The organism is Caulobacter sp. BE254, assembly GCF_031457295.1.
Lineage (GTDB): Bacteria > Pseudomonadota > Alphaproteobacteria > Caulobacterales > Caulobacteraceae > Caulobacter.
This window is the reverse complement of sequence record NZ_JAVDWJ010000001.1, coordinates 243850-266337: the sequence shown is the minus strand read 5'-3', so window position 1 is coordinate 266337 and position 22488 is coordinate 243850. Positions and strand designations below refer to the sequence as shown.

Sequence of the window (22488 nt, the reverse complement as noted above, 5' to 3'; positions counted from 1 at the left end):
AGAACGGCCCAGCGCGATCGTACCCGTAGTCTTTGCCCCCACATGTGTTCAGATCCTCATTGATCGTATACGCGGACCGCAAAGACGGCTGGCGGGGCGCCGTTACCCTGCTTGATTTCCAGTGTCAGCGTCCGTGTCTGGATGGGCCGATCCAGGCGGATCACGTTCCGCGTCCGGTAGTTCTGGCGGACAAAGGCCAATTCGACGTCATTGTCGGCCACCAATCTGTAGGACGAGACGCAGAAGGGGATAGCGCGTTCAGGATGACGGATGAGCAGCGACTCCATGCCATGGTCGAAGTCGGTATCGAAGCTGAGCTCGATGCGCCCGACGGTCTGGGCTTGCGCCCAGCGCAAGGTCAGGGCGGGCGCGGCGTCGTCATTGGCGGGCAGCCAGGCGTTGGCCGCCTGGGCTGGACGGTCAGGGCCTTTCAGGACCGCCGCCGCGCCGAAAGGCCGGACGGGCGGATCAAACGTCGCCGCGAAGAGCTTGCCGCCGGGACGTCGCTCGGGAATCCAGAACGGAAAGCTGTCGATGCCGATGTCGGCGGGCGGCGACTGGATCGCGCTTTTGGCGACGCGGTCGCCGAACGTCTGGCTGACCGTCAGGACGCCGGTGACGCGGGTATCCGACAGGCGAACCCGCACGCCTGGCGCCGGGCGCAGAACGACAAAGGCGTATCCGTCCGGCATGAGGGTGTCGAACACGAAGCGAGCGGACGTATCGTCCTTGCCTAGACTTACCTTGCTCCGGGCGAGCATCCTGTCGGGAATGAAGTTGCCTTCCCGCGCCGAAACGCACAGTTCGGCGACTAGTTCGGCGTCTTGCTCGACCTCGACCAGGAACGTCACGGCGGGCGCGGGCCCGGCGGTCAGTGGCAGTAGCAAGGCGCGTGGGCAGCTAAGGTCTGCGGTGTCCTCGCCGGCGGGCAGGGCGTCGAGCGCGTATTCGCTGGAGGCCGTGACCGCCGCGGTCGCGGCGAGATCGTCGCGTTCGATGGGGCGCCCGGGGATATAGTGACCCGCCGCGTTCAGGCGGTTTTGCAGGCGCCGCATCTGGTCGGGCGCCAGCAGGCCGCGCGGTGGTTGCTTGGACTCGAGGCATTGCGCGGCGGCCATGCCGACTGCCTGGCCGTTCAGCGCGCACGTCAGCATGACGCGCGTCGAGCCGAAGGCGACGTGGCTGGCGCTGATCAATCGGCCCGTCAGGAACAGATTGTCGATGTTGCGGCTGTACATCGTGCGGAACGGAATTTGATAGACGCCCTGGCTATGCCACTGGGTGCAGGCGGTTTCGGACGAATAGACGCCGTCGGCGGGGTGCAGATCGAGCGCCCAGCCGCCGTAGGCCACCGCGTCCTGGTGCTGGCGCTGTTCGACGACATCGGCCTGGGTGAGCATGTAGTCGCCTTCGAAGCGGCGGCTCTCGCGTTTTCCGGGGATTGTCCCGACCCATTCCAGGTTTAGTGTTTCAGCGTCGGGAAAATTGCCCGAATTCTTGATGTAGTCCCAGACGCCGTAGATGATCTTCCAAAGTTCCCACTTGATGTCTTCGGACTGCCTGATGGTGTGGAGGCGGCCGCCATATTCGATCCACCACAGGGCGCAACCTTGGTCGGACGCCTTGAACTGGCGATATCGCGGGATCTTGGTGATGTCCTTCAAGGCGAAGTCCGGCGCTATGAATGGAACCGGACGTCCCGTGTCTTTCGAATAGAAGTAGAGCGTGTGGCCCAGAAGCTCGCCATACGCCTGATCCGGCGCGAACCCTTCTGCAAACTCGTCTCTCGACTCCGCGCCCATGCGGTAGGCCGCGCCCGAGAGAAAGCCGAGGATGCCGTCTCCGGAAGCGTCGCAGAAAAGCGGCGCCCTTATATCGTAAAGCGTTCCGTTCTGGCTGCAGAAGCCTTGCACCCTCGCGATGGAGCGCTCGCTGGACATCACGGCCCGAAAAACCGCCGTGTTGAGAAGGACCCGGATGCGCTTTTCCGCTCGGACCTTTTCCAGGACGATGATATCGAAGATCAGGCTATTGCCGTCTGGATTTCTATAGAGATTATCGACGAGTATCTCGTCGATTACTCCGCCTTCGCGGGCCCAGCGATTATTGTTACTCATGTGCGAGGTGGCGCCCACGGCCCACATCCGCACTTCCGACGAGGCGTTGCCGCCCAGGACCGGTCGATCCTGAACCAGAACGACATTGAGTCCTTCGCGGGCCGCCGTGATCGCCGCGCAGACGCCCGCAAGACCCCCGCCGACCACGACGAAGTCGCCAGAGATCACTTCATTATAAAGGCGCCGTCCTTCGCCGCCACCGCTAGACTCTATCATGTGTAAGTATCCAAACGACGCTCGACTACATCTTCACTGGTCGCGCATGTGACGATGCTTTGGTTGAGGGCGCGCGCGTTCATCGCGGTGTCATGCCAGCGGCCCGCCAGTGATCGTGGGGCGTAATGGAGAGGCGGGGGCTGGCACTTGTCTCTCGAAACGCGAACCGGCTATCGTTGCTATAATTGCATCATAATGCGAGCTCAACAAGAGGCCTGGCCTACGGCGACGCCAGGTGAGCGTGCACCTTGGCCGCCGGCGCTCACTGTGGAATCGGCCAATGGGATCGCGGGCCTCGACTATTCGCCGCCTCGCTCCTGAAGAGCCCAAGCGCAAGGCGACAGCTCACTAATCCCAGCGGCCGGAGGTGCCGCCAGGCTGCCGCAAGACGCTCGAAGCCTCTTGGCAAGGGTGATATTGATGCTATAACAGCGACAATAACGACACATAAAATGGGGGAGGGAGATGAAGATTCTCAAGTCGATGCTTCTGGCGGGGACGTGTCTGGCGGCGACGGCGGTGGCGACGATCGCCCAGGCTCAGGCCGCCGCGTCCGCTGCGCCCAACGCCGAGCAAACCACGGTGGAGACCGTCGTCGTCGGCGCACGTAAGAGCCTCGACCGGGCGAGATCGATCAAGCGGGACACGGTCCAGTTCGTCGACGCCGTCGTCGCATCAGATATCGGGAGCCTGCCTGACTCCAATGTGGCGGAGTCCCTGGCGCGGGTTTCAGGCGTGCAGCTTGGCCGAGGCGTGGGGGAGGGAACCAATGTCGCCATCCGCGGCCTCGGGGAAAACGTGGTTCTGTACAATGGCCGCGAAATCTTTGACTCAGCCGGCCGTGGCGGATCCATCATCGATGAGCTGGGCGGCTCGACCTACGGCCTTTTCGCCCTCGTTCCGTCGCCGCTGGTGTCGCGGCTCGAGGTCACCAAGCTGGCGGGCGCCAACCAGATCTCGGGCGCGCTGGGCGGCATCATCGACATTCACACGCGCAAGCCGTTCGACAAGAAGGGGCTCAACGGGGCCTTGACGGTGAGCGGCGTGCGCGACGATCTGCCTGGCCGTAACGGAAGCGAGCTGTTTGCGATGGTGTCGGACACCTTCGCCAACGACACGCTCGGGGTCCTGGTCAGTCTGTCGAAGTCCAAGCGCAATATTTCCGAGCAGGGGCTGACCACCTTCTCCGGCTACACGTCGTTCAAATACGGCGGCGTCGCCCGGACGGGGCACAGCGATGTGCGAGCCCAGGAGATCATGGACGACCGCCGAAAGATCGGGGGCACCGCCGTGGTGCAATGGCGACCCAATTCCAGGCTCGATCTGATGGCCGATGTTCTCTACAGCCGAGAAGAGGCCGACCGCGATCGCTACTGGCTCGGGTTCAACCCGAACTCTGGCCTGTCCAATGCGGTTTTTTCCGACAACAACGTGCTTTTGGCGGGCACGGCGACGACGACCCCCAACTCCAATGTTTCGTTCTTCGACGTCAAGAACGAGATCTGGTCGCAAGCCCTGACCGGCAGTTACTGGCTCACCGATCGGCTCAAGATTTCATCCCAGGTCGCCTTCGGCCACTCCGTGGCCCATACGTCGCGCAACTATTCGCGCTTGACGCTGGCGTCTTCGGCCGCGGCCCCGCTGAAGTTCGATTTCAGGAGCGGAAACTTCGGCGCTTTCGACTTTTCGAACTTCAATCTGACCGATCCCGCGGGGCTGACGCTGGCGCTCTACTATGACGACGGGCGCAAGGTCGAGACCGACAGCCTGCAATCGCGCATCGACGTCGATTGGAAGATTTCCAAGGGCTTCCTTGAGTCCGTGGAGGCCGGAGGGCGCTTTGAGCGCATGGAGACCTCGGTTCGGCCGCACAATGCGCTGCTGAGGCCCAATGTCCCGGCGTCGCAGCTGTCTCCGACCTATCTGGGCCTTTTCTCCGACGCCAAGTTCCTGCCGGGCGAACTGGTCGGTTTGCCGCGGAGCTACCTCGCGGCGAAGGAGGCGGCGGTCGGGTCATGCCATGCGTTCGCGGCCTTTCCGACGATCTCGCAAGATCCCGCCTGTCTGAACCCCGCCCAATCGCTCAGCAGCCTAGGGCAGACCTACGACATCAATGAAGACTTCAAGAACGCCTATCTGAAGCTGAACTTCGCCGGCGAGTTGGGCTTCGCCGATTTCAAGGGCAACGCCGGCGTTCGTCTCGTGGACCGCCGCCTTGAATCGATCGGCAATGTGCTGAGCGGGACGACCGCGACGCCGAAGGCTTTCAAGCGCGACGACAGCGAGGTCCTGCCGTCCGTCGTCGGGCAGCTGATCTTTCCCAGCGGCCTGATCGTGCGGGCGGGCTTCGCCAAGGTGCTGAGCTTTCCGAGCACGTCCTCGCTCAACAACGGGGTCTCGCTCAACAACGATCCGGTGTTCGTAAACGGCGTCCAGACGCAGCTGGGGACGGGTTCTGGCGGATCCCCCGACCTGGATCCCTTCAAGGCCAAGCAGTATGACTTGTCGTTCGAATATTACTTCGGCGGCGAGGGGTTGATCTCCCTGGGCGCCTTCTACAAGGACGTGAACAGTTTCGTTGTCTCGATCAAGGCGCCCGAGACCTACAACAACACGGTCTACACGATCAGCCGGCAGACCAATGGCCGCAACGGGACGGTCAAAGGCCTCGAACTCCTCTACCAGCAACCCTTCACCTTCCTGCCGGCCCCGCTCGACGGCCTCGGCGCGATGATTACCTATTCGTACATCGCCTCGGAGACGCCGATCAAAGACGCCCAGAGGCGTACGATGACGTTCCCCGGTTTGTCGAAAAACAATATCAATCTCGTCGGCTACTACGAGAAAGGGCCGATCGGCTTTCGGGTCGCCTATAATTGGCGGGACAAGTATTTCAACAGCCTGAACGGAACGACGGGAAACGGCGTGTTCACGAATAGTTATAAAGATCTGTCGACGACGGCGAAATATAAGGTGTATAAAGGCGTTGAGGTGAAGCTCGAAGGCATCAACCTTCTCAATAGCAAGCAGAGGTCCTACGACGGGTACTCCGAGGGCCTGGTGACGAACGTCATATACGGGCGAATTTACAAGTTCGGACTTTCAATGACCTTTTAGTCGATTGGCCGCCCCGTTCGGAGCGCGCATGGCGCGGCCAGTCTCGCAAGCGTCCGGCTTCGCGACCACGGGTTGGATTCCCCTCCACTGAGGCAAGCGGCGCTTGGCCGCTTGCCTGCCTTTTTGACCGTCCGGGCGCACCATGACCGATGAGGCTGACATGACGCAGGATCGATGGCCGACTACGCCTTCGCCTTCGCCTTCGGCGCCGCTCGGCAAGATGTCAGGCGCGGAGGGAGGTGCGCGCCGGGGCGAGGGCCTGTCCCGCCGCGATCTCTTGATGGTTTCGGCCGCTTCCGCATTCGTGCCGCTCGGCCATTCCGCCACGGCCACGGCCGAAGCAGTCGAGACGTCGGAAGGGGAGGTGCGGCACGGCCTCGATGGCGATTGGAAGTTCCACACGGACCCGTACAATCTTGGCGAGGGCGAGGAATGGTTTGCACCGGGACACCGCGTCGGGGGCTGGGACGAGATCGCCGTTCCCGGAGTCTGGGACGTCATCAACGACTATTCCGACTATGCTGGAATCGCCTGGTATCGAACCGAGTTTGCGACCCGTCCCGAATGGGCTGGAAAGCGTGTACGACTGGTTTTCGAGGGGGTCTATAACGACGCCAAGGTCTGGCTGAACGGGCGCGTGCTCGGCGGCAACGACATGGGCTATCTCCCCTTTCACTTCGATCTTCAGACCCTCGCGCCGTCCGGCGGGCTCAACCAACTGACGGTGATGGTCGACAACCGGTTCCGCTTGGGGGCGGTCTGGAATTGGGGAGGGATCCGCCGCCCCGTCTGGCTCGAGATCACCGACCAGGCCCGCCTGGAGCGGTTGAAAATAGCGGCGGATCCAGACCTCGACGAGGGGACGGCGACGGTGTCGGTCAGCGCGAGCGCCAGCAGCGCCGCGAACGTCGATGGGGGGCTCGGCGCCGACCTGACGATCACGCACGAGGGCGTGGTCTTGCATCGGTCACCGATCTTGCGACCTTTCAGGTCACAGGGCGGCCGGCATGATTTCGAGTTCAGCGTTCATCTGGATCGAGGGAAGGTCGATCTTTGGCGCCCTTCAAATCCCAGTCTCTACGAGGCGCGCGTTCGTCTCTTCCGCCAAGACGCGCAGTGCCATGGGCTTGTGGACAGCTTCGGCATCCGCAAGGTGGAAGTCTCCCGCGAACAGTTGTTGCTGAACGGCGAGCCGGTTCGCGGGGTCGGGTTCAATCTCGTTCCCGAGGACAGGCGCACCGGCTCGGTACTGCCGCCCTCGCGTTTTCGCGCCGATGTGGATCGGATGAAGATGCTGGGCGCGACGATCGCCCGCCTGTCGCACTTTCCGCTGCCGCGAGACTTTCTCGACCATCTGGACCGCAAGGGCGTCCTCTGCATCAGCGAGGTTCCGATCTGGGGCAAGAGCGAGCTCGTGAACCCCGCTTCGGAGCGAGCGGCCGCTTGGCTTGAGCGACTGATCACCGAGCAATACAATCACCCCGCGATCATCGGATGGAGCGTCGGCAACGAAATCGGTCGGTTCGATCGCAATCCAGCCGCGAGCGACTATGTCCGCTCGGCGGTCAGTCACGTCCGCAAGCTCGACCCGCGCTGGCTTGCGGTCTACGCCTCCAATTCCGCGCCCAATCAGCCCGACGATCCGGTCAAGTTCACCGATCTCATTCTCCTCAACGCCTATAACGCCGACAATGTCGCCGGCGGCATCGGCGAGGCGATCAGGAAGACGCGCGCGCTCCATCCCGGCAAGCCGATCTTCTTGTCCGAATATGGCGGCGGCCTGGACGCCGAAGATCCCAATCTGGCGACCCATTCCGTGGACGCGTTCCTGGGCGAGATGCGTCACAAGCCGTACGTCGTCGGCGCCGCGCTGTGGACGCTCGCCGACTACAGGAGTTCCTGGCCGGGTTGGCCCTACAGTCCGCCCACCGCCCCGAGCCAAAATCGAAGCTGGGGCGTGCTGACGGTCGACCGCAGGCCCAAGCGAAGCTATTTCGCCTGCCGAGCCGCCCATGCGCCGGTCGCCGGCATGACCTTGAGAAGAGCGGATCGCACGTTCGTTGTCACGCTGACGCCGCGCGACGAGAACGACCTGCCCGCCTATGTCATGCGAGGATATCGCCTTCTCTGGCGAGCGCTCGACGGTTCCGGCAGGGTGATCCAGGGGGGACTGATCAATGTCCCCGTCCTGGCGCCGGGCGGCGGCGCGGTTCAGCTCGATATCAAGTCGGCCTCCGGCCTTGTCTCCCTGCTTGTCGACCTGATCGACCCTCTCGGCTACTCGCTGCTGACCGCCAAGAGCGATTTGGCGCCGCCGAGCGCGCCCGCCATTCGCAGCGTCCACACGTCGAGCCAGAAACTGCGCGTCACCTTCGACGCCGCCGCGCGCGCCGACGAGTATGTGGCGCTGGTGCGGAGCGAGGAAGGGGAGCGGCGCACCGAGCCGACCATCGACACCTTCATCGAGATCGCCGATCTGAAGCTTGGGAAAACCTACGACATTCGGTTGGTCGCGACCAATGGAGCCGGAGAGAGCCCGCCCGGTCCCGTGCGCCAGGCCACGACCAGCCAAGAGGACCTGCCGCCCGTGCTTTGGTCCATTCAGGCGGCCGACGGGGCGCTTTTTCTGAACTACTCCACCGAGGCCATCGACTATCTCTACGATGTCGAAGTCACGTCCGAAGCAACGGGCGTGGCCAGGACGATCAGCGTCGACCAGCCGGGCGTGACGCGCATTCCGCATCTGGAAAATGGCGCGCGCTATCGAGTCCGGATGCGTCGCCGCAACGGCCTTGGCAATATAAGCGGCTGGACGGAACCCCAGGTGGGCGTTCCTCGCGGCCCCGGCGAGCTGCCGGCGCCATCGGCGGCGCACCTGGTTTCTGGAGCGGATGGCGCGATGCTTCTGCTCTTCGAACCTGTCGAGAACGCCGCGGGCTACGAAGTTCGATCCGGCTCGCGGAAGATCATCGTCGACGCGGCGGTGTCTGGCTCCGCCTTCCTGCGCGACTTCAGGCCGCGAGGACCCGTCACGCTTTGCGCCGTTGACGATTTCGGCCTCGGCGGAGCGGCAGCCGAGGTGTTGACGCTCCGCTGAGGGCCCAAAGCGCTATCGTTTTCACTCTCGAATTCGGGATCAACATGTTTCGTCAGCTGACATTCCTGACTGGGGTTCTGATGGCCACCGTCGCGTCGCAGACCTTGGCCCAACCCGCGCTGAGCGCTGAGGCGGACGTCGTCGTCTACGGCTGCACGCCGGCGGGCATCGCCGCCGCCATCGAGGTCAAACGCCATGGCCATAGCGTCAGCCTGCTGTGCCCCGGGGGGCATATCGGCGGCATGAGCACCAATGGCCTTGGTTTCGCGGACGCGGGCGACCACGACGCGATCGGCGGTTTGGCCTTGAAGTTCTATCGGGATCTGAAAGCCCACTACGTGGCCGCGGGCTATACGGGGCCAACCCGCGGCCAGACCGCCGAATCCCGGTCGCTGGTCGACCGTGACACCATGTGGATCTTCGAGCCGCACGTGGCGGAGGCCGTCTACGGGCGCTGGCTCGACGAGGCTCGCATTCGTCCCGTCTTCAATCAGAAGCTGGTCTTGAACCCCGAGCGAGGGGTGACGAAGGAAAGCGCCCACATCCGCCAGATTCAGACCCTCGATGGCCATGTCTACAAGGGGCGGATGTTTATCGATGCGACCTACGAGGGCGACCTGCTGGCGATGGCGGGGGTGTCGTTCACGACCGGCCGGGAGGCGAACGCGAAGTATGGGGAAACCCTCAACGGGATCCAGGTCGCGGGCTCGACCAATCATCAGTTCGTCAAGGACGTGGATCCCTACGTCGTTCCGGGCGACCCGAGCAGCGGTCTGCTCCCCGGGATCGACCCCAAGCCCGCGGGGGGCGACGGGGAGGGCGACAGCCGCCTACAGGCCTACAACTACCGTCTCTGCATGACCAAGACCCCGGCCAACCGCAAAGCGTTCCAGAAGCCCGCAGGCTACGATCCGATGCGTTACGAGGTCCTGGCGCGGTATCTGGACGAGGGCTTCCGCGGTCCCTTCGGCATCTTCTCCAGCATCCCGGGCGGCAAGACCGACACCAACAACTATGGTGGTTTCTCGACCGACAACATCGGCATGAACTACGCCTATCCGACCGCTGACTATGCCGAGCGGGCCCAGATCGCCGACGAGCATCGAAGGTATCAGGAAGGCTTCTTCTGGTTCCTGCAGAACGATCCCCGCGCGCCGGCGGATGTCCGCCAATCCATGGCGCCGTGGGGGCTTTGCGCCGACGAGTTCACCGACAACGGCGCCTGGCCACGCGAGCTCTATATCCGTGAGGCGCGCCGCATGGTCTCGGACTTCGTGATGACCGAAAACCATCTGCGCGGCCTGATCCCGACACCCGAGCCTATTGGCCTGGGCTCCTACAACCTCGATTCCCACAATGTGCGTCGTTATGTCGACGCTCGTGGCCATGTTCAAAACGAGGGCAATATCGAGATCTCCCCCGGGCGGGTTTACGGGGTCAGCTATCGCGCGATCGTGCCCAAGCGCACGGAGGCGACCAACCTGCTGGCGCCGGTCGCGGTGTCGGCTAGCCACATCGCCTATGGGTCTATCCGCATGGAGCCGGTGTTCACGATTCTGGGGCAGTCGGCCGGCGCGGCCGCATCCCAAGCCCTCGACGACGACGTTGCGGTCCAGTCCGTCGACTACGGGAAGCTGAAAAAGACACTCCTGCAGGAAGGCCAAGTCCTCGACCCGTCGGTGAAGTAGAACACCCGGCGCCTGAAGCCGGACCGCCGGGACTAACCGGCGTCGGTGAGGACGCGAAAGCCAGCGACCATTTCGATGGACCCACCCACATTGACATCGACATTGACATGGGCAGGCCGGGCGCCTCGCTCGGCTCTGAAAGGGGTCCCGGCCATGCCGTTTTCGAGCGTTCGTTCGGGACTGGCGATGGGGATCCTTGTCGCTCTCTTCGCGCTGGTCGCGCGAAGCGTCTCCGCGGCGACGCCGTCGAACCTTCTCAACCGCCAGCCTGTGTCAGGCGCTTTGGCGTGCGAGAGGATGCGCGCCGTGGAGCTTGACGGCGCAACAGTGAATTCGGTCGCGCTCACACCCGCTGGACAAGCGATCCTGCCAGGCCCGGATGGAAAGGATGGCCCCGCGACGCAGCTTCCAGCGTTTTGCCGTATCAACCTGACAATGAGCCCGGAAAGCGGATCGGCGATCGGCGTCGAGCTCTGGTTGCCCGTCACGGGTTGGAACGGACGGTTTCTGGGCACGGGCAATGGCGGCGGCGCCGGCAGGCTCTCCCTCGGAAAGCCGATGACCCAAAATCTCCGGAGAGGGTTCGCGGTCGCGAACACTGATCTGGGAACCGCCCCCAACGCGCTTGCCGCCATTGGGCGACCGGTGCGTTGGCGCGACTTCGGATATCGGGCCAACCACGAGATGGCGAGGGCGGCGCGAACCTTCATCAAGGCCTTCTATGGTCGGCCGGCGCGCCATTCCTATTTCACGGGGTGCTCGACGGGAGGGCAGCAGGCGCTGGTCAATGTCCAGCGCTATCCCGACGACTACGACGGCGTCCTGGTCGGCGCCCCGGCGCAAGATCGAACGCACATCCACATGTCCTTTCTCTGGAACTGGAACGCCCTGGTGGAGACGCCCGGCGCCAAGCTTTCCGGCGCGAAGCTGGATCTGGTTCATGCGGCGATCGTGAAGGCCTGTGGAAATGGCAGGGACGGCGGCGCTCCGGGCGACGACTATCTTACCGACCCGAGAGGGTGCAGATTTGAAGACGTGGCCGTTCCCCGCTGTGACGCCGGCGACAAGGCCGATTGCCTGACCGACGCCCAGCGCCTCGCCTTGCGCCGAGTCTACGACGGCGCGGTCAATCCCCGAAGCGGTGAGCGGATTTATCCCCCCCTGGCGATCGGAGCCGAGACGACGCCGCCCGGCCTGGAGGCGCAACAACGCCAGACCTGGCCGCGGCAAATGTTCTATCCGTTCTACTGGGCTCTGGGACGCGACGCGTTTCAGCCGGCGTCGTTCGACTTCGATCGCGACGTCGATCGGATCGACGGCGTCTTGGCGGGCCTTCTCAACGCCAACAGCACCGACCTGAGCGCCTTTCGGCGGCGTGGAGGGAAGATCCTCTGGTATCATGGGTTAAGCGATCCGGTGATCCCGTTTGACACCTCGGTCGACTACTATGAGCGGCATGTGAGCGCGAACGGTGGTGATCTGGCCGCCGTCCAAACCTATATGCGCCTGTTTCTGGCCCCAGGCATGGCGCATTGCACGGGGGGGCCGGGCGCCTGGAATATCGGTCAGGACATGGCTCCCGGCGCGGAGATGTCACCCGATCGCGACGCGCTCTGGGCTCTGGTGCGGTGGGTCGAGAACCAGCGCATGCCGACCCGCCTGCTCGGCGCCCGCTTTCAAGACAACGATGCGCGCAAGCCCGTCGTGGCGCTGCGCCCCCTGTGTCCTTATCCGGAGTTCCCTCGGTATACGGGCGGCAACCCGGCGCTTGCGTCCAGCTTCCGCTGCCAGGTCCGGGCGCGGGGGAATATCCACGCCGTCGCGGCGCGATATGTTGATTGAGCGCCGCCGCGCCATGGTCCGCCAGATCCGGTGCGCACCGATCTTCAATGGAGGTTGGCGAAGGTCTGCTTCTTGGAAACAAGCCAATGGCAAAACAAACCTTCGAATGGCTGGGAAGGGTGGATGTCGGACCTCCCTCTCCCATGGGGATAGGGTCGGGGTGAGGGGGTGCTGAGCAAGACGGAGTGCCGGCACGCCGGTCGACGCTGTAACCCCTCACCCTCCCACCGCTTCGCGGCGGGCCCCTCCCTCTCCCTAAAGGAGAGGGATCTGAAGTCCGCTCAGGGTCGGAGCCGGACCTCCGTCGCCAAACAGATCAAGCTCGCTCGACGCTGACAGAGACAGGACGGATGGCGCGCCCGAAACTTCCTGTTATATTATAACAATGGAACAGCTGAGACCCGCGACCTCATCCAACTTCTTCAACCAGGAGATCGCCGACGCCTACGATCGTCGGAACAGCGCGCTCGCCCCCATCTCCGACGGTCTGCATTTCATGCTGCGGTTGGTTCTGGCGGACTTGCCCGCCGATGCGCGCGTGTTGTGCGTCGGGGTGGGCACCGGCGCTGAAATCCTGTCGTTGGCCAGGATATATCCGGGCTGGTCGTTCGTCGGCGTCGATCCGTCCGAGGAGATGCTGGCTGTGGGGCGACACCGGCTCGAACAGGCTGGCTTGCTGGATCGTTGCCAGCTTCTTCAGGGATATGCCCAGGATGCTCCCCACGGCGGATTTGACGCCGCGGTTAGTTTACTGGTCGCGCACTTCATCAAACGCGAAGACCGACACGCCTTCTATTCGGCCATTCATCACCGCCTGAAGCCGGGAGGCCGCTTCGCCAGCGCCGAGATCAGCGGCGATCTGGACGCCCCGGAGTTCCCCGAGATGTTGGAAGATTGGAAGCGAATCCAAGTTCTAATGGGCGCAACGCCGGAGTCGCTGACGAAGCTTGGCGGCATGATGCGAGATATGCTGGGCGTTCTGCCCCCGGCGGAGACGGAAGCTTTGTGGAAGGCCGCCGGCTTCTCGAAGCCAATCCCGTTCTACCAGGCGTTCATGATCCGAGGGTGGCACGCCGTGAAGGCTTGATTGTCACGAGGCGTCCGCGCCGGCGGCACGTCCGAACTTCGCTTACGGGCGACGCCGGTTTCCGCGGTTGGACTTGCGATGTTCAACTGCGCGATCAACGCTCGGCGACGTCGCGCCATACGCCCGATGGTCGATTAGATGGGTGTCGATGATCGAGCTCGAGCCGCTGGCGTACGGGACACGTGGTCTCGGACGAACCAAGGTCGCCTTGATCTGCAAAAAGACAGGCAACCCGTAGGCCTGCGAGAACAACTTTCGGCGCTCGCTGATGGGTTCCGGTTCACAAGCCGTGACGATGTCATCAAGCTGTGATCAAGCCGTGGTTTTCCGGCCCATGTTCTAATCGGACGGGGCGCGTGGAAGACAGTCGCGAAGCGATCATCGATTGGGTTGCGCTGCATATTCTACCGCACGAAGCCTATGTCCGCGCCTGGCTGATGCGGGCCATGCGTCGGTCCGGCGATGTCGACGACGTGATCCAGGAAGCCTATTGCCAGATCGCCGAACTCGACACGGTCGCCCACATCCGCAACGGCCGGGCCTACTTCCTGACTGCGGCGCGCTCGATGCTGCTGCAGCGCCTGCGCCGCGAACGGGTGGTCAGGATCGAAGCCATCACCGATCTCGACGCCTTGCGCATGCGCGATGAGGGCCCCTCGCCAGAGCGGGTGACCGGCGCCCGGCGAGAACTGGAACGGGTGCTGGGATTGATCGCCATGCTGCCGCCGGTATGCCGACAGGTGATCGAACTGCGCCGCATCCATGGCTTTTCCCAAAGGGAGACCGCGCTGCGCCTTGGCGTGACCGAAGCGGTGGTGGAGAATAATTCGATCCGCGGGCTCAAGGTCATCCTCAAGGCGCTGGAGGAAGAGGACGACTGCGCCCCGGTTCAAGACGCCGTCACCCCCGATCCGCGTTCGTCCGCCCATGTCCGACATTAAGTCAGAAGCCGCCGCCTGGGCGGTCCGCGTCGACGCCGGTCCGCTGCACGAAGCGCGCCGGCTTGAGCTGGAGGCCTGGCTGGCCAGTGATCCGCGCCGGCGCGGCGCCTTCCTGCGGGCCCAGGCCGGCCTCAGGCTGCTGGATCAGGGCCGGGTTGTCAGCAAGGCGGCGCCGGCGCCGACGGCGTTGACGACGCGGCGCGCACGGGGTTTCGCCGGCGTATCGCCGCGCGCCGCTTGGGCGCTGGCCGCCATGGCCGCCGGACTGTGCGCCGTTGTCCTGATGCCGCCCGCGTTCAGCGGGTTCCGCACCGAGGTTGGAGAGCAGCGCCGGGTGGCGCTGGAAGACGGTTCGGTGGCGATGATCAATACCGACAGCAGCGTCGGGGTACGTCTGGCCAAGCACCAGCGGCGTATCACGCTTCGGCGTGGCGAGGCCTGGTTTCAGGTCGCCAAGGATCATGCCCGTCCCTTCGTGGTCGACGCCGGCCCGGTGCACGTGCGCGCCACGGGGACGGCCTTCTCGGTCCGGCGCCAAGGAGGCGGCGCGCGGGTGGTGGTGACCGAAGGAACTGTGCTGGCCTGGCGGGACGGCGCGCTGGTCCCTCCCTTGGCCATCTCGGCCGGCCACGAGGCTTTCATCGCCGAGAACGCGCCTCCGCCGCCCGCGGCCAAGCCGTCGCGCACCGATGACGTCCTGGCCTGGCGCCGCGGCGAGATCGTGTTGGACGGCGGGACCATCGCCAGCGCCGTTGAGGAGTTCAATCGCTACAACACCCGCAAGATCGTGCTGCGCGATCCAGCTGCCGGCCAACGAACGATCGTCGGCTACTTCCTGATCGATCAACCGCAACAATTTGCTTTGGCGGCTGCTCGCATGACGGGAAATAAGATAGTCGAGACGAATGGCGATATAGTCATAGAACATTCACAATAAAATACGTCCTTCAGATGAAGGAAGTACGGCCTCCCGGGCATCTATACCGTGCACGTGGTGCTTGAGGGGGCTGCCAATGTTCTTTGGTCGTAATAATAGTCTGCTTTTCGGCTCGGTCGCTGCAGCGGTGCTTGCGCTTCCGATGGCCGCGCAGGCCGAGGCCCGACGGTTCGACGTCCCCGCCCAGGCCGCCGCCACGGCCATTCCCCAGTTCGCCCGCCAGGCCGGGTTTCAGATTCTCGTCGATGAGGCGCTGACGCGCGGCGTCCGCACCCGCGCGGTGACCGGCGCGATGGACTCTCGCGCGGCGCTGGCGCTGCTTCTCGACGGGACGGGCCTGAGGGTCGCCTCCCAGGACGGCACGGTGGTGACCTTGGCGGCGATCGGCGGGCGATTTCCCGCCGAGGCCGTCCACGAAGACGCCACCGCGGTCGACGCCATCGTCGTCACCGGCACCGCGCTCCAAAACCAGCAAGCCATCGCCACCCGTCGAAATTCGCTGACCGTCGTCGACGCCCTGGCGCAGGACGACACCGGCGATCTGGCCGATCAATCCCTGGCCGAGGCCCTCAGTCGCGTGCCCGGCGTCAGCACCATGCAGGTGCTCTACGGCGAGCAGGAGAGCCAATATGTGGCGGTGCGCGGCATCACGCCCGACCTCAACTACGTCTCGGTCGACGGCATCGGCATGATCTCGGTCGCCAATCAGGGCGCCGGCCAGCGTCGGGTGGACCTGGCGCTGATCCCCAGCCAGGCGGCTCGCAAGACCGAGATCTACAAGACTTTCACCGCCGACCAGGACGCCGGCGCGATCGGCGGGATCATCAACATCGTGCCCTACAGCGCCTTCGGCCTGGGCAAGGACAAGTTCTACATCGACACCTTCGTCAGCTACGTCACCGACAACGACGTGCCCGGCGGCAATAGCCTGGGCGGCTACAAGGACTCGCCCTGGAGCGGCGGGATCAAGAGCCTCTGGACCCACCGGTTCGGGTCGGATCAGCAGTTTGGCCTGGTGCTCAGCGGCGCCTACCAGCAGCGCTCGTACGACGACGTGAAGCGCAATCCCAACGCCCGGACCTACTACACGTCCGCCGGCGCGGCCACGACGCCTGACAACCCCAACTGGAACGGCTTCGATCCCGCGCCCCAGGCCCTGGTCGACTACGAGTTCACCAGCTTCATCAAGACCTATGGCGGCTCGGCCACCTTCGAATTCCAGCCTTCGTCGCGCTGGTACAGCTCGCTGATGGTCTACGACTACAAGCAGACTGAGGACCAGACCAACAACGTCTTCACGCTGCGGGGCTTCACGGGCCTGACCAACCAGACCCAGCACACCGGCACGCTGAAGATCCCCGACGTCCGCACGGCGTTCAACTACGATCGCTTCGAGAACGAGGCCAAGGGCGCGATCTTCAAGACCCGCTACGACCTCGACGAGTCCACCAACCTCGAGTTCCGCGCCGGCTACAACGCCAACACCTTCTACGATCTGGAATGGGCCAACGCCTACCAGTACAAGCCCGCCGCCCTGTCGGTGAACTACGACATGTCCGGCGAGTCGGTGAAGTTCGATCTGGTCGGGACCGACGGCCTGACGACGGCCGGCAACTACGCCCTGCTCACCGCCGGCGACACCCTGACCAAGGCCAAGGGCGAGGCCGCCGAGGCCAGGCTGGACTTCACGCGCAACTTCGCCGCCGACACCCGCGGCCTTGGCTTCAAGGCGGGTATCGGCATCCGCGACTTCGATGTCCGCCGCGACCTGGACCAGACCGTCTACACGCCGGGCAAGTCCGGCTTGGCGGGTTATGAATATCTGCCGGACGGCTACACCCCGTGGATGTGGAACTATCCGGTACTGTGGATCAACTACGCCAAGTTCCGCCAGGATGTCTTGCCGGGCCTGGCCGTCAACAAGGCCTCGTCAGCCAGCGCCTCCGCGGCCTCGGACTACCGGTACGATGAGACCATCGGCTACGGCTACGTGTCGGGCCTCTACGCGCTGGAGAAGACCCGCTTCATCGCCGGCCTGCGCCTAGACATCGCCGACTACTCGGCCGATGTGCCGCGCGCCGTTGGCGGCGTCTACCAGCCTGGGACCCAGCGCTATGAGGGCGACTACAGGCACCTGCTGCCGTCGCTCAACGTGGTTCACGACTTCAGCGAGACCCTCCGCCTGAAGGGCGGCTACAGCCGCACCCTGGGCCGCCCCGCGCCCGAGGACATCGCCCAGGCCGAGTCGCGCAACGACCTCAACCTGACGATCTCGCGCGGCAACCCCGACCTCAAGCCGCGCCGCTCCGACAACTTCGACCTGACGCTGGAACACTACTTCAACGGTTCCAACGGCCTGGCCAGCATCGGCGCCTTCTACAAGGCCATCAAGGACGACATCTACGCCCTGAAGGACGAGCAGCTGGTCGACGGCGTAGAGTACGTGGTCAGCACGCCGATGAACGCCAACAAGTCCAAGATGCGAGGCGTCGAGGCGCAATATATCAACAACGCCATCCCGGGCTTGCCGGGGTTCCTGAAGGACAAGGTCGGGATCGCCCTGAACGCCACGCGCACCTGGGGCGACATGGACTACATTGTCGACGGCAAGGTGCTGCACATCGACCGCTTGCTTTACCAGCGCAACTGGATGGCCAATGCAGCGGTGTTCTACAAGCTGCCCCGAGATGGCGAAGCCCGGGTCGGCTATAACTGGGGCGACGCCTATTACGACGGCATCGGCGCCAATCCGTGGCTGAACCGCGGTCCCGAAGCCCGGGGCCAGATGGACGCCACCGTTCGCTACCGAGTCGCCGGCGACTGGATCATCAAGCTGCAGGCCAAGAACGTCCTCAACGAGGATCTCTATCTTGGCTACGACCAGAACCTCAAAGAGCGCCGCGCCGAGATGAAGAAGGGCCGCTCCTTCTTCCTCAACGTCATCTATCGGCCCTGATCACGCTTCCGACCGCCATCTCGCGCGGGCCGAACAGCGATCCGGCCCGCGCCTTCTCTCAGGACGCCTCCTATGACGATTGAACGCCGCACGCTCATCACGGCCATGGGTGGCCTGACTATGTTCGCCGGGCTGACCGGATCGCGGACCTGGGCCCAGACCATGGCGAGCAAGAGCCTGGGCGCCTATCCCTTCACGCTGGGCGTGGCGTCAGGCGACCCGGCCCCGGACGGCTTCGTGATCTGGACCCGCCTGGCGGCCAGGCCCCTCGAGCACGGCGGCGGCATGCCGATGCGCGCCGTGCCCGTGGACTGGGAAGTGGCCGAGGACGAGGGCTTCACGCGCATCGTGGCGTCCGGCGGCGAACTGGCGCGGCCGGAGCTGGGGCACTCGGTCCATGTCGAGGTGGGCGGGCTCAAGCCCGCCGCGCGCTACTGGTATCGGTTCTCCGCCGCCGGCGAGATGAGCGCGGTGGGCACGGTGCGATCGGCCCCCGCCGCCGGCGCGCGAACCGACCGCCTGCGCCTGGGCGTGGCGGGCTGCCAGCACTACGAGGCCGGACTTTTCACGGCCTATCGCCATCTGAGCCAGGAGCCCGACCTGGACGCCGTCTTCCACTATGGCGACTACATCTATGAGGGCGCGGCGGGGAAGGCCTGTCCGGTGACCGGGGTTGGCCCCGATCGCCGCAAGACCTGCTTGCGCGAGCATGTCGGCGACGAGATCTACACGTTGGACGACTATCGCCGCCGCTACGCCCAGTACAAGACCGATCCCGACCTGCAGGCGGCCCACGCCTCGGCGGCGTTCCTGTCGTCGTTCGACGACCACGAGGTCGACAACAACTGGGCGGGCGACGACGACCAGGACGCCACGCCCAGGGAGCTCTTTCGCCTGCGCCGGTTCGCGGCCATGCAGGCCTGGTACGAGAACATGCCGGTCCGCCGCGCCCAGTTTCCGACCGCGGGCCTTCTGCGCATGCACCGGCGCATCGACTACGGCGATCTGGTCCGGGTCCATGTGCTGGACACGCGCCAGTATCGCAGCGGCCAGATTTGCGGCGCGAAGGCGGGCGATCGCTGCCTGCCGATCGCCGATCCGTCCCGTCCCTCGATCATCGGCTCGGCGCAACAGGCCTGGCTCGAGGAAGGGCTGGGCAATCACATGCGCTGGAACCTGCTGGCCCAGCAGGTGATGGTCATGCCGCTGCTCTATCCCCCGTCGCGCGCCGCCGGCCGCACCAACCTCGACAGCTGGAGCGGCTATCCCGCCAGCCGTGAGCGACTGGCGCGCGCGATCCAGGACCGCAAGCTGACCAACGTGGTGATCGCCACCGGCGACGTCCACCAGCATCATGCCGGGGTCGTGCCGGCGCGCGACGACGCCTGGGACGGTCCCGCCGTGGCCACCGAGTTCGTATCGTCATCCATCAGTTCGGGCGGCGACGGGGTGGTCCTGGCCGACAGCTGGAAAGACGTCCCGGCCGGCAATCCGCATTGCCGGCTCTTCGACGCGCGGCGCGGCTACCAGGTCTTCGATATCGGTCGCGACCACTGGCGCACGGACGTCCGGGTGGTCGATCGCGTGACGATACCCGGCGGCGCGCTTTCGACAGCGGCGCGCTTCGTCGTTGAGCAGGGGAGGCCGGCTCTGGGCGTTGTCTGAGCCGGCTGGCATGGAGGCCAAACGACGCCCGCGGCCATCGGCTTCCCACGCCATCGGGGCGAGGTCAGGCCGCGAGACGCCGAAGCGAGGCGACGTCCCGGCGGGGCGAGGCGCCGAACATCCGTGAATATTCGCGGCTGAACTGCGAGGCGCTCTCATAGCCGACCTGAAAGGCGGCGTTTTCCACATTGGTCTCGCCGGACGCCAGGAGCCGGCGCGCCTCGAACAGGCGCAACTGCTTCTGATACTGCACCGGCGTCATCGCGGTCAGCGCCTTGAACTGCCGATGAAAGGCCGAGGGGCTGAGTTGGGCGATCGACGCCAGCTCGTCGACGCGGACAGGGTCGGCGTAGCGGTCGCGCAGGGCGTGGATCGCACCGACCAGACGGCGGGTGCGGTCGCTCCCCAGCGCCATCTTCACGACCTCACCGCCGTGCGGCCCGGTCAGCAGCCAATAGCAGATCTCGCGCATCACGGCCGGATAGAGCAGGGCGATGGCCTGCGGGGTCTCCAGCAGCCGGACGGCGCGGGCGGCGCAGTCGGCGAGCGGTCCTTCGAAGTCGCTGACTAAGACGCCGTGGCGGACGCTCTCCAAGGCGATCGGCGCGCTGTCGAGGCTCTCGATCACCTCGCGCATCACGCCCAGGTCCAGCTCGATGACGAGACCGAGATAGGGCTGGTCCGGACTGGCCTGCATCACCTGGCCGACCGCCGGCATCTCGACGCCGACCACCAAGGCCTGGCCGGCTCCATAGTCGAAGCGCCGCTCGCCGAAAGCCGTCCACTTCGCGCCCTGCAGCGTGATGCACAGGGCCGGCTTGATGATCATGTGCGACAGCGGCTTGGGATGGTCGGAGCGCAGGATGGTCAGCCCCGCGATGGCGGTCGCGAAGGGACTCTTGCCCGACTGCTGGTCCGTATAGCGCAGGACCGAATGCGCCAGATCGTCCGTCATCCGAGCCCGCCTGCGTCATCCCAAAGCCAGCGTCTCAATCTAATTCCAGGAGCAGGAATAGGCAAGAATGGGCAGGGTTGCGGCATTCATCATCGACGGCCCCCGCGTATCCTCGCCTCATCAATTCGAACGCAGGAGCGCGTCATGTCCGACAGCATCACGGCCTTTTCCGATACGCCGATCGCCATCGTCACCGGCGGAAGCCGCGGTCTCGGCCGCAACACCGTCCTCAGCCTCGCGCGGCGCGGCGTCCGGTCGATCTTCACCTACAACGCCAATCGCGCGGAGGCCGAAAAGGTGGTCGCCCTGGCGGCCGAGGCGGGGACCAAGGCTGTCGCCTTGCAACTGGAGGTGGGAGAGGTCTCCACGTTCGACGCCTTCGCGGACCAAGTGCGCGGAACGCTCGGCGACCTGGGGGCCGAGCGCTTCGACTATCTCGTCAACAACGCCGGCGTCTCGCATCACAATTCCATCGAGAAGACGACGGAAGAGGAGATGGACACGCTGTATCGCGTCAACTTCAAGGGCGTGTTCTTTCTGACCCAGAAGCTGCTGCCGCTGATCAAGGACGGCGGCCGGATCGTGAACCTGTCGAGCGGCCTGAGCCGGATCGTCGTTCCTGGCAGCGCGCCCTACGGCTCGCTCAAGGCCGCGATCGATGTCCTGACCCGCTATCAGGCCAAGGAGCTGGGCGGGCGGCGCATCGCGGTCAACGCCGTGGCTCCTGGCGCGATCCAGACCGACTTCAGCGGCGGCATGGTGCGCGACAATCCCGAGCTCAACCGGCAGGTCGCCGAGATGACGGCTCTTGGCCGGGCTGGCGAGCCGGACGATATTGGGCCGATGATCGCCGCCCTGCTGTCCGACGACAATCGTTGGGTGAACGCCCAGCGCATCGAAGTCTCGGGCGGCATGGCGATCTAGCGGGCCTTTCAATCCTAGGAGACAGGTCATGATCATGGATCGCCGGCGTTTCACCACCTCGTTGCTCCTGGGCGCGACGGCCGCCGTGGCCGCGCCCAGGGCGAAAGCCCAAGCCGCGCCGCCGCCAGCGTCGTCTCCAGCGAAAGCGACCAACGTCGTTCTCGTCCACGGACTGTTCGCCGACGGCTCGAGCTGGTCGGAGGTCATCCCGCGCCTGCAGGCGCGCGGGCTCAACGTAACCTCCGTCCAGAACCCGTTGACAACGCTGGACGAGGCGGTCGCCGCCTGCCGCAAGGTGCTGGACCGGCAGGACGGGCCCACCGTGCTGGCAGGTCATTCCTTCTCCGGCATGATCGTGACCGAGGCGGGCGTCCATCCGAACGTTTCGGCCCTGGTCTATGTGGCGGCCCGGGCCCCGGACGCCGGAGAGGACTATGCGGCGCTCGCCGCTCGCTATCCGATCCCTCCGGCCTCGGCGGGGATCGTCTATGACGGCGACGAGGGCCGGCTGACCGAAGAAGCCTTCCTGCGGGACTTCGCGGGGGACCTGCCGGCCGCCAGAGCCCGCGCCCTTTTCGCCGTGCAGCAGCCGTTCCAGAAAGCGCTGCTGGCCGGACGCGTCAGCCAGGCGGCCTGGCGTTCCAAGCCCAGCTTCTACGCCGTCTCCACGGAGGATCGGACGATCAATCCCGACCTGCAGCGCTACATGGCCTCCCGCATGGGCGCGCGAACGGTCGAGATACCGTCCAGTCACGTCTCGCTCATCTCCCATCCCCGAGAGGTGTCCGCGCTGATTTTGGACGCCACCGGCCGATGATCGGGGCGGTGTTTTCCAGATAACGACGAGGACGGCTGACGATACGGCAGCCGTCCTCGCTCAGTTTACGTCTAGTCCGTTCCACTCAGCGCCGCCGAGATTACCTGACCGACCGGAAAGGCGGGGCTC

At 64.9% G+C, this 22488-nt stretch carries 13 protein-coding genes and 1 pseudogene; 12 read left to right on the top strand and 2 right to left on the bottom strand.

Going from position 1 to position 22488, the window contains the following annotated elements:
• Positions 1-56: 56 nt before the first annotated feature.
• Complete coding sequence (locus tag J2X41_RS01230) at positions 57-2333, bottom strand: FAD-dependent oxidoreductase (RefSeq protein ID WP_310078977.1); 2277 nt, start codon at positions 2331-2333, stop codon at positions 57-59.
• A 465-nt stretch (positions 2334-2798) separates the two neighbouring features.
• Between J2X41_RS01230 and J2X41_RS01225 the strand changes: the two genes are divergently transcribed.
• From J2X41_RS01225 to J2X41_RS01180, 10 genes and pseudogenes are all read left to right on the top strand, one after another.
• A complete protein-coding gene (locus J2X41_RS01225) occupies positions 2799-5450 on the top strand; it encodes a TonB-dependent receptor (RefSeq protein WP_310078975.1) in 2652 nt (883 codons plus the stop codon).
• Positions 5451-5592: 142 nt separating this feature from the next.
• Positions 5593-8547 carry a glycoside hydrolase family 2 TIM barrel-domain containing protein gene (locus J2X41_RS01220; RefSeq protein WP_310078973.1) on the top strand — a complete coding sequence of 985 codons (2955 nt, stop codon included), beginning with the start codon at positions 5593-5595 and terminating at the stop codon, positions 8545-8547.
• Positions 8548-8627: 80 nt separating this feature from the next.
• Positions 8628-10235, top strand: a complete 1608-nt coding sequence (locus tag J2X41_RS01215; RefSeq protein ID WP_310078971.1) for an FAD-dependent oxidoreductase — start codon at positions 8628-8630, stop codon at positions 10233-10235.
• A 153-nt stretch (positions 10236-10388) separates the two neighbouring features.
• Positions 10389-12077 carry a tannase/feruloyl esterase family alpha/beta hydrolase gene (locus J2X41_RS01210; protein WP_310078969.1) on the top strand — a complete coding sequence of 563 codons (1689 nt, stop codon included), beginning with the start codon at positions 10389-10391 and terminating at the stop codon, positions 12075-12077.
• Between the two features lie 385 nt (positions 12078-12462).
• Complete coding sequence (locus J2X41_RS01200; RefSeq protein ID WP_310078968.1) at positions 12463-13164, top strand: class I SAM-dependent methyltransferase; 702 nt, start codon at positions 12463-12465, stop codon at positions 13162-13164.
• Positions 13165-13520: 356 nt separating this feature from the next.
• The gene (locus tag J2X41_RS01195; RefSeq protein ID WP_310078966.1) at positions 13521-14105 is read left to right on the top strand and encodes an RNA polymerase sigma factor; all 585 of its coding nucleotides are present in this window, start codon (positions 13521-13523) and stop codon (positions 14103-14105) included.
• Positions 14092-14220, top strand: a pseudogene (locus tag J2X41_RS25220) (FecR/PupR family sigma factor regulator); the annotation flags it as partial. The gene J2X41_RS01195 and the pseudogene J2X41_RS25220, both read left to right, overlap by 14 nt.
• A 138-nt stretch (positions 14221-14358) precedes the next feature.
• Positions 14359-15042 carry a FecR domain-containing protein gene (locus tag J2X41_RS01190; protein WP_310078964.1) on the top strand — a complete coding sequence of 228 codons (684 nt, stop codon included), beginning with the start codon at positions 14359-14361 and terminating at the stop codon, positions 15040-15042.
• A 142-nt stretch (positions 15043-15184) separates the two neighbouring features.
• Positions 15185-17998 (top strand): TonB-dependent receptor, encoded by a 2814-nt coding sequence (locus tag J2X41_RS01185; RefSeq protein WP_310078961.1) that lies wholly within the window; start codon positions 15185-15187, stop codon positions 17996-17998.
• Positions 17999-18070: 72 nt separating this feature from the next.
• A complete protein-coding gene (locus tag J2X41_RS01180; protein WP_310078958.1) occupies positions 18071-19663 on the top strand; it encodes an alkaline phosphatase D family protein in 1593 nt (530 codons plus the stop codon).
• A gap of 64 nt (positions 19664-19727) precedes the next feature.
• On the opposite strand, the gene J2X41_RS01175 is transcribed toward J2X41_RS01180, so the two are convergent.
• A complete protein-coding gene (locus J2X41_RS01175) occupies positions 19728-20618 on the bottom strand; it encodes an AraC family transcriptional regulator (protein ID WP_310078956.1) in 891 nt (296 codons plus the stop codon).
• Positions 20619-20762: 144 nt separating this feature from the next.
• Between J2X41_RS01175 and J2X41_RS01170 the strand changes: the two genes are divergently transcribed.
• Positions 20763-21542: an SDR family oxidoreductase gene (locus J2X41_RS01170; protein ID WP_310078954.1), complete on the top strand. Its 780-nt coding sequence runs from the start codon at positions 20763-20765 to the stop codon at positions 21540-21542.
• Between the two features lie 28 nt (positions 21543-21570).
• Positions 21571-22359, top strand: a complete 789-nt coding sequence (locus tag J2X41_RS01165) for an alpha/beta hydrolase (protein WP_310078952.1) — start codon at positions 21571-21573, stop codon at positions 22357-22359.
• Positions 22360-22488 lie beyond the last annotated feature (129 nt).

Coding starts and splice junctions, on each gene's coding strand:
- J2X41_RS01230 (WP_310078977.1), bottom strand. CDS start 2,333: ATGATAGAGTCTAGCGGTGGCGGCGAAGGACGGCGCCTTTATAATGAA.
- J2X41_RS01225 (WP_310078975.1), top strand. CDS start 2,799: ATGAAGATTCTCAAGTCGATGCTTCTGGCGGGGACGTGTCTGGCGGCG.
- J2X41_RS01220 (WP_310078973.1), top strand. CDS start 5,593: ATGACCGATGAGGCTGACATGACGCAGGATCGATGGCCGACTACGCCT.
- J2X41_RS01215 (WP_310078971.1), top strand. CDS start 8,628: ATGGCCACCGTCGCGTCGCAGACCTTGGCCCAACCCGCGCTGAGCGCT.
- J2X41_RS01210 (WP_310078969.1), top strand. CDS start 10,389: ATGCCGTTTTCGAGCGTTCGTTCGGGACTGGCGATGGGGATCCTTGTC.
- J2X41_RS01200 (WP_310078968.1), top strand. CDS start 12,463: ATGGAACAGCTGAGACCCGCGACCTCATCCAACTTCTTCAACCAGGAG.
- J2X41_RS01190 (WP_310078964.1), top strand. CDS start 14,359: ATGGCCGCCGGACTGTGCGCCGTTGTCCTGATGCCGCCCGCGTTCAGC.
- J2X41_RS01185 (WP_310078961.1), top strand. CDS start 15,185: ATGGCCGCGCAGGCCGAGGCCCGACGGTTCGACGTCCCCGCCCAGGCC.
- J2X41_RS01180 (WP_310078958.1), top strand. CDS start 18,071: ATGACGATTGAACGCCGCACGCTCATCACGGCCATGGGTGGCCTGACT.
- J2X41_RS01175 (WP_310078956.1), bottom strand. CDS start 20,618: ATGACGGACGATCTGGCGCATTCGGTCCTGCGCTATACGGACCAGCAG.
- J2X41_RS01170 (WP_310078954.1), top strand. CDS start 20,763: ATGTCCGACAGCATCACGGCCTTTTCCGATACGCCGATCGCCATCGTC.
- J2X41_RS01165 (WP_310078952.1), top strand. CDS start 21,571: ATGATCATGGATCGCCGGCGTTTCACCACCTCGTTGCTCCTGGGCGCG.